The 18,229-nt window shown below is 62.3% G+C and carries 12 protein-coding genes and 1 pseudogene; 5 read left to right on the top strand and 8 right to left on the bottom strand.

What is annotated here, in order from left to right; all coding sequences use genetic code 11:
• Nucleotides 1–77: 77 nt before the first annotated feature.
• A complete protein-coding gene (locus KGB28_RS26865; protein WP_223448589.1) occupies nucleotides 78–2,081 on the top strand; it encodes a sigma-54 interaction domain-containing protein in 2,004 nt (667 codons plus the stop codon).
• A 31-nt stretch (nucleotides 2,082–2,112) separates the two neighbouring features.
• Here the strand turns inward: KGB28_RS26865 and KGB28_RS26870 are convergent, their stop codons facing one another.
• Complete coding sequence (locus tag KGB28_RS26870) at nucleotides 2,113–3,162, bottom strand: substrate-binding domain-containing protein (protein ID WP_223448567.1); 1,050 nt, start codon at nucleotides 3,160–3,162, stop codon at nucleotides 2,113–2,115.
• Nucleotides 3,163–3,343: 181 nt separating this feature from the next.
• On the opposite strand from KGB28_RS26870, the gene KGB28_RS26875 reads away from it, so the two are divergent.
• Genes KGB28_RS26875 through KGB28_RS26890 form a run of 4 tightly spaced genes read left to right on the top strand, consistent with a single transcriptional unit; the run spans nucleotide 3,344 to nucleotide 6,914 of the window.
• Nucleotides 3,344–4,456, top strand: coding sequence for a fatty acid desaturase family protein (locus KGB28_RS26875; protein ID WP_223448568.1), 1,113 nt, complete (start codon nucleotides 3,344–3,346; stop codon nucleotides 4,454–4,456).
• A 36-nt stretch (nucleotides 4,457–4,492) separates the two neighbouring features.
• Entirely contained in the window at nucleotides 4,493–4,813 is a 321-nt protein-coding gene (locus KGB28_RS26880) for a MocE family 2Fe-2S type ferredoxin (RefSeq protein ID WP_007991153.1), read from the top strand.
• Between the two features lie 18 nt (nucleotides 4,814–4,831).
• Nucleotides 4,832–6,073: an NAD(P)/FAD-dependent oxidoreductase gene (locus KGB28_RS26885; RefSeq protein WP_223448569.1), complete on the top strand. Its 1,242-nt coding sequence runs from the start codon at nucleotides 4,832–4,834 to the stop codon at nucleotides 6,071–6,073.
• Between the two features lies 1 nt (nucleotide 6,074).
• Complete coding sequence (locus KGB28_RS26890) at nucleotides 6,075–6,914, top strand: sugar phosphate isomerase/epimerase (protein ID WP_223448570.1); 840 nt, start codon at nucleotides 6,075–6,077, stop codon at nucleotides 6,912–6,914.
• Here the strand turns inward: KGB28_RS26890 and KGB28_RS26895 are convergent.
• The 7 genes and pseudogenes from KGB28_RS26895 to bcsB form a co-directional block, all read right to left on the bottom strand.
• Nucleotides 6,911–8,065, bottom strand: coding sequence for an alginate O-acetyltransferase AlgX-related protein (locus tag KGB28_RS26895; protein WP_223448571.1), 1,155 nt, complete (start codon nucleotides 8,063–8,065; stop codon nucleotides 6,911–6,913). The genes KGB28_RS26890 and KGB28_RS26895 overlap by 4 nt on opposite strands.
• Nucleotides 8,065–9,474: an MBOAT family O-acyltransferase gene (locus KGB28_RS26900; protein ID WP_223448572.1), complete on the bottom strand. Its 1,410-nt coding sequence runs from the start codon at nucleotides 9,472–9,474 to the stop codon at nucleotides 8,065–8,067. The genes KGB28_RS26895 and KGB28_RS26900 overlap by 1 nt, the downstream gene beginning before the upstream one ends.
• An 18-nt stretch (nucleotides 9,475–9,492) precedes the next feature.
• On the bottom strand, nucleotides 9,493–10,167 hold the full coding sequence (locus KGB28_RS26905) for an alginate O-acetyltransferase AlgF (RefSeq protein ID WP_223448573.1): 675 nt from the start codon (nucleotides 10,165–10,167) through the stop codon (nucleotides 9,493–9,495).
• Nucleotides 10,164–10,832, bottom strand: coding sequence for an SGNH/GDSL hydrolase family protein (locus tag KGB28_RS26910; RefSeq protein WP_223448574.1), 669 nt, complete (start codon nucleotides 10,830–10,832; stop codon nucleotides 10,164–10,166). The genes KGB28_RS26905 and KGB28_RS26910 overlap by 4 nt, the downstream gene beginning before the upstream one ends.
• A gap of 17 nt (nucleotides 10,833–10,849) precedes the next feature.
• A pseudogene (locus tag KGB28_RS26915) lies at nucleotides 10,850–14,714 on the bottom strand (cellulose synthase subunit BcsC-related outer membrane protein).
• Nucleotides 14,690–15,931, bottom strand: coding sequence for a cellulose synthase complex periplasmic endoglucanase BcsZ (gene bcsZ / locus KGB28_RS26920; RefSeq protein ID WP_223448575.1), 1,242 nt, complete (start codon nucleotides 15,929–15,931; stop codon nucleotides 14,690–14,692). The pseudogene KGB28_RS26915 and the gene bcsZ overlap by 25 nt, the downstream one beginning before the upstream one ends.
• Nucleotides 15,932–15,953: 22 nt before the next feature.
• Nucleotides 15,954–18,212, bottom strand: a complete 2,259-nt coding sequence (gene bcsB, locus KGB28_RS26925) for a cellulose biosynthesis cyclic di-GMP-binding regulatory protein BcsB (protein WP_223448590.1) — start codon at nucleotides 18,210–18,212, stop codon at nucleotides 15,954–15,956.
• Between the last annotated feature and the right edge of the window lie 17 nt (nucleotides 18,213–18,229).

Genomic DNA, 18,229 nt, shown 5'->3' on the forward strand with positions numbered 1-18,229 from the left:
AGTGTTCATTCAGATGACATGTCTATACTGACATGTCGAAAATATGAACATAGGGACGCAGAGTGAATCCACAGCCGATGGCCTTCAGCGCGCAAGACCTCGATTACATCGCCGCAATCGGACCGGCGTCGTTGAACGCAGGACCGATCGCTGAGCTGGAACAGGCCTGGCTGGCGTGTCTGAGGGGGAGTGTCGATCGACCTGCCGGGGTCAGGCAGGTGATTTGGGACTCCTGGTTGCGCAGCGTCAGTGCAGGCCTCAACCCTGAGGATGGTGCGTACCGGTTTGTCGCCCCCGCCGACCTGGCCGCGACGCTGGCAGCCAATCGCGCGTTGATCGCAGCGGCAGCGGAGGTCATGCGCGGATTGCTGGCGTACAACCCCAGAGGTCATATCAATCTGACCGATGCCCAAGGAACGATGCTGTATTCCTGCGGCCTCGATCTCACACCGGTGGGCAGCCAACTGCTGGAGTCGGTGCAGGGCACCAACTGCACGGGGCTGGCGCTTGCCGAAGACCGATTGGTGTATGTGCTGGCCGAGGAAAACTTCGGGGTCGACCTGCGTCGGCGGCGCATGCATTGTGCCGCCGCGCCGATCCGCGATGCCCAGGGCCGGACACTGGCCATGCTGACCCTGACCGCAGAGCCCGGCTGGTTTCATTTCCATACTCTGGGCACCGTCCAGGCCGCAGCCGAAGCGGTTTCGCGGCAGATGGCGCTGCAGGCCTTGCTGGAAGAACAACAAGCCGTGCTCGAAGTACTGAACGAGGGACTGGTGGTGCTGGATGAGCGCGGCTGCATCAAGGCGCTCAACCGCTATGCCCGGCAATTGTTTCGCGTGGGCCTGGATTTGCTGGGCAGTCCGTTCCAGCGTCTGGGCCGCAGCGAACTGACCAATGAGGTTCTGCTGCGCGGCGGGGAAGGGCAGCAGTCTGAAGGGATAAGAGATCTGGATTGCACCTTTGAATTGCATGATCGCAGCCAGCTGGCATGCCTGGTGTCCGTGTGCTCACTGGAGCAGGGCGGGCGCATCGTCTCGCTGCGGGAGAACCGACGCATCCGGGAAATTACCCGGCGGATCATCGGCACTCAGGCCAGCTACACCTTCGAAACCATTCAGGGCACTTCGCGAGCCATTCAGGACGCGTTGCACTTGGGACGGATCGCCAGTCGCAGTGACTCGACCACATTGATCCTGGGCGAAAGCGGCACCGGCAAGGAGTTGTTCGCCCAGGCGATACATAACGGCAGTGACCGGTGCAGTGGTCCTTTTGTGGCGGTCAATTGCGGGGCCATTCCGCGAGATTTGGTGCAGAGCGAACTGTTCGGGCATGTCGAGGGCGCCTTCACCGGATCGGCCCGCGGCGGTTCGGCCGGCAAGTTCGAATTGGCCGATGGCGGAACGATCTTCCTCGACGAAATCGGTGACATGTCTTTTGATGCCCAGGTCAGCCTGCTGCGGGTCTTGCAAGAAGGCGAGGTGACGCGGGTGGGCGCAAAGAAATCCCGGCAGGTGAATGTCCGCATCATTGCGGCCACCCACCGCAACTTGAGTCAGGCAGTGGCCGATGGTGCGTTCCGTGAGGATCTTTACTACCGGCTCAACGTACTGAATCTGACGGTTCCACCCCTGAGGATGCGCCGCGAGGATGTGCCCTTGCTGGCGCAACATTTTGTTGGTCGTTGCGCACGCTCGCTGCGCAAATCGGTGCAGGGCATCTCGCCGCAGGCGCTGGATATTCTTTGCGCCTACCACTGGCCAGGCAATGTTCGCGAGCTGGAAAACACCATTGAACGGGCGACCAATCTGGCAGTGACCGAACTGATTCAATCCGAAGACCTACCGCTCGAAATCAAGCAAAGACTGCGGCCTTCCGCGCCGGGCAACGTGCCTGAGCCTCGGGCGGCCATGGACCTCGGCACCCATGAAATGAACGCGATCATCACGGCCCTCAGGGATACCCGCGGCAACATCCGCCTGGCCGCCAAACAGCTGAACGTTTCCCGTGGCGGGCTGTACAACAAGATGAACCGGTTTGGGTTGAGTGCCGATGCGTTCCGCTCGGGACCCGAGCGCTGAGGGGTTAATCAAAAACGCCCTCGCCACAGGTTCAGCCTCGAGCGTTCTCGCAAGTCATGATCTGCAATGGAATATGAATTCGATGCCGGACAGGATCGAAGTCCGGTGTGGTTTGCAGTTCGATCAGCAAGTCGACCAGCGCAGCCGCCAGCAATCGCGGCTGGGAGTCGATGACCAGGCTGATCAGTCCCTGGGCCAGGGCTTGGCGCGACAGCTCGGTCGATTCCTGAAGAATGCTGCACAGCGACGGCTGCTTTGGTAGCTGCGACAGAGCACTGATGATGCCGTCGCCGCCACCGCCGACCACGCACAAACCCCGCAAGTCGTCATGTCGCGCCAGCAGTTCCAGAGTGGCCTCTTCGGTGACGTCACAGTTATCCAGGTTGATCACCGCTTCGAGTAGCTGCAACCCCGGTGCGTGTTCCGTCAGATAACTGCGCAACCCTTCCACCCGCGCCTGATGGCCGAGAAAACGGTGGCCGCCCAGCAGTACCCCGACGCTACCTTTGTGGCCACCGCAGGTATGAGCCAGCAGCCAGCCCATGGTGCGTCCGACTACATGATTATCCTGACCGACGTAAGGCTCATTTGCCGCCTCGTGGATGTCGGACAGCAGTGCGATCACTGGCACGCCCGCGGCCCTGATCTGAGCGATGGCGGCATTGATCAACGGGTGAGCGAAGCTGACCACCGCCAGGCCATCGCACTGCACTGCCAGTTGTTCGATCTGGGCAATGATGGCGCTGGGTGAGCGATCGAAGACGTACTCGAACTGGCAGCTGAGGTTGGCGCCGGCCTGACGCTGTGCCGCCTCGGTGATGGCGGCGGCAACGTTGGCATAGAACGCCTGGGCGGTGCCGAGCAACAGGATGCCGAAACGATAGCTGGGGCGCCGTTCGCGGATCCGCTGGCCGATCAGCCTGGCCGCGAAATAACCAACCGCCTCGGCGGCCTGGAACACCTGCTCGGCGGTAGCCGGGTTCACCGGAGCCCTGGCATTGAGTACCCGGTCCACGGTGGCGACACTCAAACCGGCGCGCTCGGCGACAGTGGCGATGGTTGGGCGTTTAGTGTTGTTCATGGCGAGCCCCCGGGCGCTTTGATAGAAAACTATCAAGCTGCAATGGGCCTGGATGATAGCTTGATAGGGAATGTATTCAAGGGCTTGAGGGTAATCAGTGCGCTCTCTATCTTTTCGTAAGCGATGTGATCCCGCATCGAAGCAAGTGCCTTAAACCATCAAGCTTGCGGAGAACAATAAAATGCCTGAACAACACGCAGCATCTGAAAACTCCGGTAAACCCGTGCCTCGGGATTATCGGTTGACGGGTCCCGAAGCCGCTAAAGCAGCGCAAAAAGGCCTGGTCTCGGCTAACTGGTATCAATCACCCATTCCCCGTAAACGCATGAAGGAACTGATGCAGCGCCGCGATGGCCCGGCCCTGCGCGATACCGCGATCTGGCTGCTGGCGATGGTCGTCACCGGGTTCGGTGGTTACTGGTTCTGGGGCTCCTGGGCGTGCATTCCGTTCTTCTTCGCCTATGGGCTGCTCTACGGCACGGCGTCCAATGCACGTTGGCACGAAACCGGTCACGGAACGGCATTCAAAACCCGCTGGATGAATGATGCGGTCTACCAGTTGTCGAGCTTCATGTTCATGTTCGAGCCCCATGTCTGGCGCTGGAGCCACGCCCGGCACCACACCGACACCATCATCGTCGGGCGTGACCCGGAGATTGTCGAGCCGCGCCCGCCAAGTCTGATCATGATGGTGCTGAGCCTGTTCAGGATGCCTTATGCAATCAAGACGATGTGGTCGGTCTGCCGGCATGCCACCGGGCGAATGGCTGAAGAAGAGCAGACCTTCATCCCCGAGTCCGAGTGGCCCAAGGTCTTTACGGCGGCGCGCATCTGGCTGGTGATTTATGGGCTGACCCTGGCGGCTGCGCTGTATCTGCAGAGCTGGTTGCCGCTGATGTTTATCGGTTTGCCGACCCTGTACGGCGGTTGGCTGTCCTACCTGTTCGGCCTGACGCAGCATGTCGGCCTGGCCGAGGATGTGCTCGATCATCGCAGCAACTGCCGGACCATTTACATGAACCCGCTGCTGCGCTTTCTGTACCTCGACATGAATTATCATCTCGAGCATCACATGTATCCGATGGTGCCGTTTCACGCGTTGGCGCAGCTACACGAAGAGATTCGTCACGACTGCCCGCCGCCATACGCCAGCCTTTTCGAGGCCTTGCGGGAAATCCTCCCGACTATCTGGAAGCAGCGCAAAGACCCGACCCATTATGTCCGTCGCCCTTTGCCACAACGCGCAGCGCCGGCCGCCACCGCTCAGGTAGAGCCTGAAGCAACGCCGGCCTGACACCTTCCTGGCTGTACCACTACAAGAGAAAACGCCATGACCGATCAATGGATCGATGTCTGTGCCGTGGGCGAAATAAATGAAGAAGATGTCATTCGTTTCGACCATGGCCCGCACACCTATGCCGTCTACCGCTCCGCAGACGACGAGTTCTTCGCCACCGCAGGCCTGTGCACCCACGAGTCCATCCACCTCGCGGACGGCCTGGTGATGGAACATGTCATCGAGTGCCCCAAGCACAACGGACGTTTCGACTACCGTTCCGGCAAAGCCCTGGGTGCGCCGGTGTGCGTCAACCTCAAGACCTATCCGGTCCGGGTCGAGGCGGGGCGTGTCTTGCTCGCCATTTCGGTATAACTGCTCGGAGTCTGTGCCATGAATCCTGCCAATGCTCCACTGGTTATCGTTGGCGCCGGGCATGCCGGTGGCCGCGCGGCCCTGACCCTGCGGGCCGAAGGTTATCGCGGTCGCCTGATCCTGATCGGCGACGAATTCCACCCGCCCTACGAACGTCCGCCGCTGTCCAAAGGGCTGTTACAGGGCACGGTTGAACTGGCGGGTTGCAGTCTGTGCGATAGCGCTCAACTCGCTGCACTGGACATCGAACACCTGGCCGCTAACCCGGTGAAAAACCTCGATCCGCAGCAGCATCGATTGCAGTTGGCCGACGGCAGTTGGTTGCATTACGCCCGTCTGTTGCTCGCGACCGGGGGCAGGGCGCGCCTGTTGCCTTCGGTACCCGGGCATCTGCCCAACGTACTTTATCTGCGAACCCATGACGAGGCGGTCGCACTGCGCAATTCGCTGCGGCCAGGCGCCCGATTGGTGATCATCGGCGGTGGCTTTATCGGCCTCGAAGTCGCCGCCACCGCCCGTGCCCTGGGTTGCACAGTGACCTTGCTCGAAGCCGGGCCGCGCCTGGCGGGTCGCGTCCTGCCGGAGCGATTGTCCAGTGTCCTGCTGGAATTGCATCGTCGTCAGGGCGTGGATGTCCGGCTGAACGTGGCTATTGAAACGGTGCAGGGCTCCACCCACGCTGAAGCGGTGCAACTGGTGGACGGCCAGTTGTTGCCCTGCGACCTGGTCGTGGTGGGCATCGGCATGCAACCCAACACCGAGTTGGCCATGGCCGCCGGGTTGGAGGTTGGCCAGGGCATTCGCGTCGATGCGCAGTTGCGCACCAGTGCGCCGGATATCTTTGCGGCAGGCGACGTCTGTGAGTTTCGTCTGCACCCGCAAGGGGGGTTCCAGCGTCAGGAAACCTGGCGCAACGCCGAAACCCAGGGCCGTCACGCCGCTCTGAACCTGCTGGGGGGCGAGCAGCCCTTCGACGTCATTCCCGGCTTTTGGTCCGATCAATACGACTGGGGGCTGCAAACCGTGGGCGTCATCGCCAACACCGAACCGACGGCGAGCCGGACAATCCCGGGTGGTGGTTTCCTGTTGTTCTACCTCGATGCCGAACAACGTCTGCTAGGGGCTTGCGGCTGGGGCCAGGGCAATAGCGTCGCCAAGGACATCAAGTTGTGCGAACGGCTGATCGCCAACCATAACCCCCTCTCGGTGGTCGCTTTGACCGATGCCGATGTATCGCTCAAACAATTGTCGAGGAACTGACATGCGCGAACTCCTGGTGTTTCAGTCCTTGTGGGCCATGCAAGATCACCGTGGCCAATGCGACCTTTCCATTGACGCGCAACTGGAGAAAATCGCCGCCGCCGGTTTCGACGGCATCACCGACCATTTCTGGAAGGCGCCACAGGCTGCACGCCTGAGCGCCGCCGCCAAGGCGCAAGGCCTGCAAATCGAAGGTCAACTGTTCCCCCGGACCGTGGATGATCTGGCGGCCGCGCTCGATGTCGTCTCCCGCTACGGCTGCCACCACCTCACGCTACAAGCAGACGTCCGGCCGCGTACGCTGGCGCAAGCCATCGAACTGATCGAAGGCTGGCAGCGTCTGGCCGAGCAGGTGGACTTTCCGATCCTGCTGGAAACCCACCGTTATCGCCTCACCAGCGACCTGTTGTTCACCCTCGACATTCTCGCGCAAATGCCTGACCTCAAACTGTTGGCCGACTTGTCCCACTACGTCGTGGGCCGGGAATTGCCTGAGTCGGCTACCGCTGAAGACGACGAACAGATCCATACCATCCTGCGCCACAGTTGGGGCTTTCACGGTCGGGTCGCCAACGGCGAACAGGTTCAGGTGCCCTTGAGCTTCGCCCAGCATCGACCCTGGCTGGACCGATTCCTCGGCTGGTGGTGCTACGGGATCGAGGATTGGCTGGCCCGCCCGAACACACCCGCCAGCCTGTCCTTCACCTGCGAACTCGGCCCGCCACCCTATGCGATGACGGGGGCTGATGGGCGTGACATCACGGATCGCTGGGAGGAGGCGTTGATGTTGAAGGCGCTGATCCGTGGGGTTTGGAGCGACTGCCGGATGCGATTGGCTTAGCGCAAAGAGCGATAGGCAATGGGGTCGATGTAAGCCGACTGCAGGTCCCGCTCCGGGATCTCCCAGATGATTTGCCTTGGCGGCGTTTCCTTGAAGGCCGGGTTGTTGAGGTAGCTGTTTGCAGCGCCAGAGAACGCGCCGCCGTCTTTGGCGAAGTTACCTACGGGGGCGCCCAGTGCCTGCTGCAGAAACCCTGCGAAGTTGGAGTTGCGTGAGAATGAAGTGCCGATGAGCGCGGTGTCGGGGAGGTCGGCATCGCCAAAGAGGTCTGCCTCGGTGTCAGGGCTGGCGGCTGACGCAACGGGAAGTTCGTCGGTGCTGGTCTGGGCGACCATTTCAGCTGCGGGTTGCCATTTGAGCGGCAGCCAGTCGATGCCCGCCAGATGGACCAGATCGCCAGGTCGCACCGCGAGCGGGGCATGACTTTCGTTGAACGACTTGCGTGGCGTTGCACTGATGCCCAGGCTCTTCAGTCGCTGCGCGATAGCCTCGGCCGCGGCCTTCGCGCCGGATTCGCTCCAGTGCGTATCGGTGCGCAACCAGGCACCGGCCCCCAGTGGCGCCAGCGCACCGGTGAGGTCCAGATTCGACACGCCACCCGCATCCAGCTTCGAGGTCCAGGCCTGGATGCGCCCTTCGTGAGCGGCTGGGCGGTGCAGTGCGCAAAGCTGCCCGGAAGCGATGCGGCTTTTGTCTGGAACGATGACCACCAGCAGGCTGATGTCACGCTGGGAGAGCTGCTGCTTCAGATCAATCACTGCCTGGACCTTGGCATCGGCGTTACGCTGCGCTTGGTGATTGATCTTGAGTTCATCGGCCAAAAACAGCCAGTCAGGACAACCCGGGCGAACCCTCGGCCCCGTGTCGCGCAGGAGCAGCCAACTGGCACCGCGCTCCAGCTCGGCGAGCGTGGTGGGAAAGTGAGCGTTCGACAGTTCCTTGGCGATCCGATGGGTGATATCGCCGTCAAGAATCTGCGTTGTCAGCACTTTATCGGGCAGCAGCGAGATCTGCCCTGAAACGATCAGACGGCCAGAGGACAGCAGCCCGACGACCAGGAATATCAGCAGCGCCACGCCTGCCAACCGACTGCTGCGTGTCGCCAGATCATCTGGCTGAGTGGGGGGCGGGGTGTGCTTGGGGATCGTCATCAGAATTGGAAGTACAGGAAGGGGACGGTTTCGCGACTGGCGATCAGTGCGAACGACAGCATGAAACCGGCGATGGGCCAAAGGTCGGCGGCGTAGAGCAAAAGGCCGCCCAGTCGTTTCTCACAGTAAGGGCGCAGCAGCGGTGCGACGACACCGAACACACCCAGCAAACCCGCAATGCCGTGCACCGGGCGCAGGGTCGTGGACAGTTCGTCACCGAGGGCGATGCCCTGCAGCCCGAACTGTCCGGCATACAGGCTCAGCGCGCTAGGTAAGTCGGGGGCGCGGAACAGTGTCCAGGCCAGGCACACAAACAGCAGAGTCAGGCCATGGGACAGCACCGGCGGTACAGCGGGCAGGGTGGAGCGGTTCCAGGCACGATCAACGCATAACGCCAGGCCATGGGCACAGCCCCACAGCAGATAGTTCCAGCTATCGCCACCGTGCCAGAGGCCGGCAATGGCCATGGTCAGGAACAGGTTGCGGTAGGTTTTCCAGGTGCCGTTGCGATTGCCGCCCAACGAAATATACAGATAGTCGCGTAACCAGCTGGACAGCGACAGATGCCAGCGTCGCCAGAAGTCCTGGATGCTGTTGGCCAGATAAGGGCGGTCGAAGTTCTCGGGAAAGTGGAAGCCCAGCATCAGGCCCAGTCCAATGGCCATGGCGCTGTAGCCGGCGAAGTCGAAGAACAGTTGCAACGAATAGGCAAGGCAGCCGATCCAGGCGTCAGAGAAGCTGGGGTTCTGTACATTGAACGCAACGTCGACCACCGGCGACAGGGTGTCGGCCACCAGGACCTTCATGCACATCCCGACCATGAACCGGCGTGCGCCCAGCGAGAAATTCTGCCGATTGAAGTAACGCTGATTCAGCTCGCGCCGAACCCAGTCATAGCGAATGATGGGGCCGGCGACCGAATGGCCGAACATCGAAATATAGGTGGCGTAGTTAATGAAGCTGCGTTCAACCGGCACGGTACGGCGATGCACATCCACCAGATAGGAAATCGCCTGCAAGACGATAAACGACAGCCCGGCCGGCATGACGACCCGCTGCCAGTCCAGAGGCATGGCGCCGTACCCGGTGACGGCATCGATCAAGGTGCCGGCGACGATGTTGGCGTACTTGTACCAGCACAGCACCGAGGTGTTGAGCACGATCAGCGTCGCGAGTAGCCGCACGCGGCCCTTGCCTTCTTCCCGCAGGGCGTCAATCAGCAAGCCGCCGACCCACGCCATGATCGTCAGCACCACATGCACCGCGAGGAACCGTGGGCTCAACCAGCCATAGAACAGCCAGCTGCCGATCAGTAGCGTGATGTTGCGCCAGGCCGCCGGGCACAGTGCATAGGCACACAGGAACAGCGGCAGGAACAACGTCAGAAACTCGAGAGAGGCAAAAACCATGGTGGTGGCGCGATCCGATCAGTGAGCCAGGACGTCAGTCGCGAGCAGCAGGTATGGGCCATTTGCGCCAGGTAGCAGCACAACGCTGTAGCGTTCGCCGGCCTTGAGCCGACCCAGGTCAAGCGGCGCACCGACGTTGGTTTGGGCGCAGACCAATTGCACCGACAGGCTGACCGGGTTGATCGCTCGGCGTTGTACGCTGCCGTCGGCCACCTCCTTGAACAGGTCGGCGTTCTTCCCCGCAGCGCGCAAACCGGCCTGGGTGCACGCTGGATCGGCGCTGATAAACGCCAGCGAGGCTCTCAGGCTATTGAAGTCGTCGGGTTGCTCACGGATGACGACCTGGCGGATACCTTGAGCGCTGTCTGGCAAAGCGATCACGCTGGCGAATTCGCCGGCTGCCACCTGGATGTCCAGCGGCTGGCTTTTGCCGTTGAGTTCCAGAGTGCCCTTGATCGGCTGGTTGGCGGGCACGGGCAGGTAGTCGGACACGGCATTCGAACCCTCGAGCCTGAGGCTCGCCTGCGAGCCTTCGGCCAGCAGTTGCAGGGGGCGGTCGGCGGCGTTGATAAAGCGCAGGAAGGCCGAGTCCTGATCCGGGCCCGTCGGGTACAGGGCAATGTCGGATGCCTGGGCGTGCAGGCTCAGCATCAAGGGCGCGAACAGCGCCCAGCCACATGCGGATCGGATCATTTGCCGGCTCCTGTGCTGCTGACGGTGTCGGCGGGCAGTTTGGCCAACGCACCACCAATCGCATTGCCCCAGGATTGATACCCGGCGACGGTGAAGTGCTGCCCATCGGTGGTGATCCACTGTCCGGGTTTGGAGAGCGTCAGCGAATCGATGTAGGTGCAAGGCGCCACGTTCGCGGCCAGAAACTGCGACATCAATTGGGTGCGGGCATCATTCTTCTGGTACATGCCACCGGCTTTGCCCCAGGCCGGGCCCACCCAGGCGCAACGGGTTCCGGTGGCGGCGATGGCCTTGGCCAGGCTGGTGACGCTTTGCCATGCCCAGGCCTTTGGAAACACTGGCTTGTCGTAGGACGCCATGGTGTCGCCGATGACCAGTACCACCAGGTCGGGCTTGTCGGCGGCGATCAGGTCCTGGATCGGTGTGGTGGTTGCCTCGCGCCCCTTGATCACGATCTTGTCGTTGCCTTTGCGCTCGGCACCGCAGTCGACCTTCTTGCTGATCAACCAGTCACCGGCGCTGGCGCCGCAGGCACCGATGGAGTGGACCTGGGCGCCTTGGCGAGTCAGGTTGTCGTGCAGCGGCTCCAGCAAATGGTCCGCGAGGCTCATATGGCTCTCCCCAAGGACAAGGAGAGTCAGACCGGCAAGGGCAGAAGTGGGCATCGAAAGCTCCAGAATGATCAGTTGGAATAAGGCGAGGTGTACGGGCTGACCGGCAGGCTCATGGGGCCGCTGATCTCCTCGAACTGGTAGCGCAAGGACAGGGCACCGCTGAGTTGTTCGTAGTCGCGGGCGTTGTCCAGGCCAAGATTGGCGCCCAGCAGGAAGTTCGAAGCGAACTTGTATTCAGCCGCCGCGGCGACGCTGTAGCCGATCCCGGTTTTGTTTTGCCCTTCGTAGCGCAGGCCCGAGGCCGCTTGCATGGCTTTGTCGGTCGGGAAATAGTCGACGCTGTCCTGCTCGAAATGCTGCACGCCGACCGAGCCCTTGACTTGATACGTCAAGCGCCCGGTGCGTTGTGCCCAGGTCACCGGCACGCCCAGGGCGAAGAACGTCTGCGGGCTGAAATAGCCGCCGTGGCCGTAGGTGAAAAAGTCCTGGTTGTTGGCGTAGCTGATGCCGGTCATGCTCAAGCCGACGGTCAGTTTGCTGTCCGTTGCATTTTGCAGGTACCAGTACACACCGCTGCCCAGCTCACTGCGGTTGTTGGACTCGACATGGTTGCCCAATAGCTGGTGCCAGGAGGCGTAGCCATAGGCGCCGACTTCGTTGTCGTCATAGCTCAACTGGCCACGCCCGCCGTTGGCGGTCACACCGCCCCAGGACTGCCCGCTGCGTTTGTCCGTGGTGCCGGCAAACGAGGTGACGCTGTCAGTCACCGGACGCCGGGAAACGCTCACGCCGTAACGGACATTAGAGGTGTCGCTCACGGGGCGATCAACGCTGATGCCGCCCGTGGCGGTGGTGTATTTGAAGCCGAGCGGGGTGGTGCCGAGATCGGCTTTGAGCCCATCGGCGGGCCGTTGAAGGCCGACGGAAAGGCCGACACCCTCGGTTTTTTTGCGAACCGGCGCTGCCGCTCTGCGCACCGTTGCCAAAACGCGACAGCGCCTCGCTGTTGGCGCTGCCGGCGTTCAGCGAGACCGGCGTCACGCGCAGGGCGATGCGGCTTTCATCCAGCGGAATATTGATTTCCAGCGGAGTTTCAATGTCGGTCAGTTTGCTCAACCCCGACTCACTGTTGTTGCTGCGAATGCTCACGCCCTGGGTGACGTAGGCACTGCGCTCCTGAAGGATTTTATTCAGCGCCAGTTGCGCAGGGCTGATGTCCTCGCTCACCAGTGCTGTGCGTGGCAATTGCGACTCGAATGGATTGCTCGCCTGCTGAGGCCGTGGCGGGGCGTCGATGCCAAAAGGGGGGCGGGACGTCACGCTGCCCGGCATCTCCTGAACCGGTGGCGGGATGGCTGCCAGCAGGGTGTCGCGACTGACTTCGCTACGTGAACCCGACACCCCGGCAAAAGGGTTGGGCGCCACCGTCGAGCCGGCCAGTTGGCCGCCCTGGTTTCTACGTTTCTCGCTCTGTTCGATGGCCACGGCTTTGCGCAGCAGATCGGTCGCCGTGCCGGATTTGCCCATGTTCTGGTAGAGGCGTGCGGCCTCGGTCAGCGTTTGAGGGTTACCGGATTCGGTCTTGAGCAGCTGTTGCAGCGCCTGTTCGGCAAAGGCCGGGTCATGTGCCAGCACCGCCGCGTCGGCAGCACCCAACAGCAATTGCGGGTCGTTTGGCTGGCGCTGTAACAGCGGTTTGTAGAGTTCGAGGGCTTTTGCCGTGTCGCCGTTGGCCGAGTACATCCGCGCCAGGGCCGCGACGGCCGCGCTGTCACCGGGACGTTGCGCCAGTGCGGGCGCCAGCGTGTCATAGGCGTTGGCCAGATCGCCGCGCTCACGCAGCTGGTCAGCCTGGCGGATGCGATAGAGATAGAGCAGGTCGTCGAAGCGCTTGCGAGCCGGCGCGTTCAAGGGCCTGTTCTGCAGGTCGCGCAGAATCTCGTTGACCTGCGCGTCTTCTCCGGTTTTAAGCAGGACCGCGGCGTATTGCAGGATGAAGTCCGCCGAGGGCGCTGTGGTCTGTTGCAACCGGCTGCGCATGAGGGCCAGTGCACGGGTCGGCTCGCCGAGGTCGACATAGGCCGAGGCCAGGCTGACCGTGCGGTCTGGACTGTTGTTGGCCATCGGTTGAATACGTTCGAGCAAGGCGAGGGCTTCCTGGCGCTGTCCACGCTTGCCGAGCTCGATCGCCTGGCTGAGTTGCAGGTTGAGGCTGACATCAGCGGCCAACGCTTCCATGTCTGGAGTTCGCTGGTCGGGGCGCAAGCGTGCCAAGGTTGTCTGGGCGGCTTTCCACTCACCCATCTGGACCGACAGCAAGGCGCTGACGTAAAGCGCATCGGCATTGGCGGGATGGGCCTGGAGCATGGCGTTGATCAGGTCCCGAGCCTTTTGCGGTTCGCCCATCGCCAGGTTCAGGCGGGCCAGGGCGAAACGCGTCCAGATGTTGTCCGGTTCGTAGCGCAGCGCGTCTTGCAAGGCGTTGCGCGCAGCGGGCAGGTCGTTGCGTTGTTCGGCGAGGGCGGCCAGTTGCGTCGCACGCAAGGCTTGCAGGCGTGCGGACTGGCCGATCTTTGCCTGGCCGGTGGCTGGCAGACTGTTGATCAGTTGCAGGGCTTCATCGTTCTTGCCGCTCTTGAGCAGCACGTTGACCAGCCCTTCCTGTGCTTGAGGGTCGTCGCGGCGCAGGCTCAGCACCTGGCGATAGTTGCCCTGAGCGTCATCGAACTGGCCCGCGCTGGCCTGAATGTCCGCCAGGGCGAGGCGAGCGTCCACCCCGTTTGGATTGAGCCGCAGCGCCTGGTTTACCAAGGCCAGTGCCTGGGCTGTCTGGCCTTTGGCCTGGGCGTCGCGGGCCTGCTGCAACGCCGACCAGTAGCGCACTTCGTTCAGCGCAACTTGCCAGTGGCTGCCGTTGTGTTGACGCGTGGCCTGCCCCAGGAGCTTTTCCGCTTCGGCCAGTCGGTGTTGTTGCTGGCGAACAACCCCAAGGCCGCCCAGCGCATCGGCATCGTCGGGCTGGCTTTTCAAGCGCGCTTCAAAAGCCTGTTCGGCGGTGGCCTGATCACCTTCCTTGAGTGCCTTCAGGCCGCGCGCGACTTCGGCGGGCGGCTGCCATTCCTTGTTGGCCGTCGTTGCTGCCTGTTGCTTGCCCTTGTTCATCTGCGCCCGGATTTCCACGTCATCCGGATGCGTATTGAGGTACGCCACGAACAACGGCACTTGTGCCGGATCGGGCGGGCCGATCCAGGTCAGCGCCAGGCGCCAGCTTTCGTCGGCATCACCGGCAATGTCGGTACGCTGGGTCAGCGCGGCCAGGGCGCGGATGCCCTCGGCACGGCTGTCTTCATGGCGCACCAGATGCTTGGCGTAAAACAGCGCGACGATCGAGTCGTTGGGCATCTCACGTTGCAGGCGCTGAAGTCCGCCACGCGCTTCAGTCCAGTCAGCCTGATTGAAGGCAAGGTTGTTGTAATACTCGCGGCCGATCGTACCTTGAGGTGGACGGCCATCGAACAGCGAGCGAAACACCACGGTCGCCTTGTCACGTTCACCGGCATCGACGAGGCGCCGAGCCTCTTCCAGACGCTGCTGGTTCTGCGGTTGCGCCAGGGCGATGTCCTGCGCCAATTGCAGTGCCTGCCGAGGCGCTGGCTGGATGGCCTGCAAGCGGGCGAGGTATTGCTGCGCCTGTTGTGGCTTGGCCTGTTGCACGCCGATCAAGCCCAGGCCATACAGTGCGTCAACCTGGACCGGGTCCAGCAACAGGACTTTCAGCCAGACTTCCGTAGCGCGCTGAGGGTTGTTGTGCAACTGCCAGTACTGCCCTTGCTCGACGAGTAATGTCTGTGGCGTCGGACTTTGAGCGTGGGCAGCAGCGGCCGTCCATGCGCTCATGACGGCGATGGCTAGCGTGCGGTGGTGCGGGTGCATGCGGTCTCCCAGGAAAGTTTCAGCGTTCCGTCTTCCCGGAATCGATAATGTTTATCTGCCCAGCCGAGTGCGAACAGGCTGAGCATGAAGTTGTAGTAACGCGGTGGACCGGCGTCGGCATCGGGCCTGGCCAGCGCCTCGTGCAAGGCGAGTTCCACGCGGCGTCGTTGCTGATCGGCCAACTTGGGTTGCCCCTTGGCCTCAAGGTAGGGAATCAGTGCAGCCCAGAATCCGTAAGGGCTCTGACCCTGGACACTGCCGTGCAGAACCTGGACCGTTTCCGGGGGGGAGCCCGTCGCGACAGTGCTGCGGGCCATACCGTCCAGCCGCTTGAGCAGCAGCGCTGCCAGCGGTTCGGAGGTATCACTCATGCCCAGCCAGAGGTACACGCGAATGGCGTCGTAGCTGCCCGTGTCGCCGTTGATCGGGTCGCTCACGAAGACCCCCGATTGCGCTGAAGTGCCTTGATAACCGACCCAGTCAGCGATGAAACCGTGGCGGCTGGATTGGGCAATCATCGTCGCGGTGTTGTTGGCAATCGCTTGCCAGGGCCCGGAGGGTGCTTCCTTGGCCAGGCGCCGTAACAGTGGCAGTGGCAGGTAGCTGGGGTTCAGGCGCCAGAGAGCGCCCGGCTGGACGAAACCTTGTGGTCCGGGCAAGACCATTGGGCCGAGCCCTGGCAGTTTGACCACCAATTGCGCTTCGATCGTCGCCATTAGTTGCAGGGCGTCCCGGTGATAGTCCGGCCGATGCCACAGGCGTGCGGCTTCGAGCAGGGCGTAGGCGATCCACAGGTCGGCGTCGGCGGCCGAATTGGCGTCTTGCAGGCGCCACTGACCGTCCTTGCCTTGCCCCCATAACCAGCCCGGCAGGCGTGTGGCGGTGGCGGAGCCTGCGAGGTTGGCCGAGGTCCAGCGCCAGAGTTTGTCAAAGCGTGGCTGATCGTTGCCGATCAGTGCGAAGAGCATGCCGTAGGACTGCCCTTCAGAGGTGCTGTGATTGTTTTCAAGGCTCGATTCCAGAACCCGGCCGTCGGCCTGGACGAAGCGTGTTGCATAGGTTTGCCACAGTGGCCAGGCCGGCGGCTCGCAGGATTGTGCGGCCGCTATCGCCGGCGCCAGCAGGGCGATCGCAAGCACAGCGCTCAACCTGCGCGCGTTACCGCGCAGGCCCTGGCGCAGTGAAATACCCCGGCTGCTCATGGACGTCGCAGGCATGAACGACACTGGCCCGCGCGACTCATTGGCCAAGACGACGTTTGGCCCGTAGGCGCAGGGCCAGGTAGGCCATGCAAGCAAGCAGCAGGACCCCGATGAGGGTGAACAGCATGAGCGCGATGACGTTCTGCGAGAGGTACCACTGCAGATAGCGCAACGGACCCAAGCGCCCGACGTAGTAATCCTGCTCGGCGACCAGCGATTCGACATGCTTGCCCCTGACCACCACCAGACTGCCTTGCAGTTCGTTGGCATTTTCTTCGCTGCTGAGCAGGGCGTTGGTCACGTCGGCCAGGCCGCCGGGCCTTGTGCCGGCGATAAACACTACGCTACGCCCACTCTTGAGCGGCGATTCGAATCCGGTCAGATAAGCACTGCCGTCCTCGGCGCTAAACCTGAAGCTGCTGCGCGCTTCACGCAGATTGGTTTTCGTATCCGGGCTGATCCAGTTGCGCAGACGCAACGGCAGGTCAGACAGTTCAAAGTACTGCGCAGCGTCTTCGCCCCTGGCCGGCAGCAGGCTTTGCCATTGCTCCAGCAGCGGCTGATTGTTGCCCGAGGCGAGCACCAGCAAATCCCGGTCGCGTTGCTCGGCGACCTGGTCGGCGCGGACCACCTTCACGCCGGTAGCCGGATAACCGGTGGAGTCGCCGAAGCGGCCCAGCAGGGTCAGATAGGCGCTCAGATCGGCCGGGCCTGGCTCGTTGGGCAGGATCACCGATGTTTCAGACAGGTCGGCCATGCGGGTGAACGGGAAGCCACTGTCCTTGAACACCCCGAGGTTGGGCATGGCCATGAAATGTTCGTATTGGCTGAGGTCCAGGGTCGAGTCCGGGTCGATCACACCGCGCATGTTGTCGATGATGATGTCGCGGCATTCGCCCTGTTTGATGTAGTCATACATGAAACGAAATTGCAGGCGCGATTGCAGTGCGACTGAATTGAGCGGCAATAGCATGCGCGACGTGCGGGCCAGGCTGTCGTCGGTCTTGAGCATCGACAGCAGGCTGTCGCTGTTGCCGAGTTTCTCGATCGAAGGCAGGTCGATAGACTTGATGAAGGTGTCGTTGAAACTGATCAGCAACGAAGAATTGGTGGAGACCGGTTGCGGCGTATAGCGGTACTTCAGGTCAAGTTGCGCACCGGGCTCACGCCAGTTGAACAGATCGGGCGGCAAGCGCAGGGCAACCGTCATTTGTCCCGGGTTATAACCCGACACATTGAGTTCTGCGGGCTTCGCCAGTTCACCCAGGCGAACCGGGCGATCGGAGGGCAGCCAGTTTGGCGCGTCGTACGGTTGGCGTGGCTTGAGCGAGTCGATCCGGTCGATCACCACGCTCTGCCCGGAAAAGGCCGAGCCGCCGAGGGCCAGCGCTGTCGCGGCGACTTTGAGGTCGGCGCCATCGCGCCCGGAGACGATCAACAGTTTGCCCTGAGCATCATTCGGGTTGCTCACGAGGGTCAATGTCGGCCCGGTGGCCACTTTGATCGGCAAGCCACTCAAGGTCGTTGACTCGCTGCCGCTGACAAACACCACCGCGTTGCCTTTGGCCGGCAGGCTGGTGAGGCTGGCGGGAAAGGTTGCGCCGCGGTAGCTGGCCAGTGCGCCGAACCAGGAAGACAGGATGCCCGCGGCCTCAAGCTCCGGACCGCTTGGGCGCGTGGCGAACACGAAGGGCAGCTTCAGGGGCAAGGCGTCTCGACGATCGAACAGGGGCAGCGGCAGCGCGGACAGATCGTTGGGCTGTCTGATCGATGACACCTGGAGGCTCAGCTGACTCTCGTTGCCGATCCTGGCCCACAGGCTGGAGTGCAAAGGGTCTTCACATTGCATCGTGTAATGACCGATGAACTGCAGGCTGAGCCGGTTGAACTCGGTGATGGTCTGCGGCGGAATCTGCACGGTCCGGGTCTGCAATTTACCGGCCTCTTCCTTCGGGAGGGGCAGGCTGGCGGCCACTTGATCGTTGATCAGCACGTTGATTTGCGAAAGATCGGCCAGCAGCGCCGGTGAGTAGCTGTACTGCAGCGTGACCTGCGCAGCCGTGACGACTTCATCGGCGCGCACATCGAAATTCACACTGTCGGTAGCCTCCACGCCTTTAAGGGTCATCGAATAGCTTTTGCCCAGCTCCTTGAGGGTGCGGGTATAGCTGTTACCCGGGGCATCGGTTTCGGGCAACGATGCGACCGGCATCACAGCCGGGTCTGTGGCGCTGATTTGGGCGGCAGCACTCAAGGCACAGCCGCTCCAGCCCACTAGCGAGCAGGCAATCAGCATGAGTGGAAGAAAGGTCC

The sequence above is a fragment of the Pseudomonas sp. BF-R-19 genome, assembly GCF_019956445.1.
GTDB lineage: Bacteria > Pseudomonadota > Gammaproteobacteria > Pseudomonadales > Pseudomonadaceae > Aquipseudomonas > Aquipseudomonas fluorescens_BH.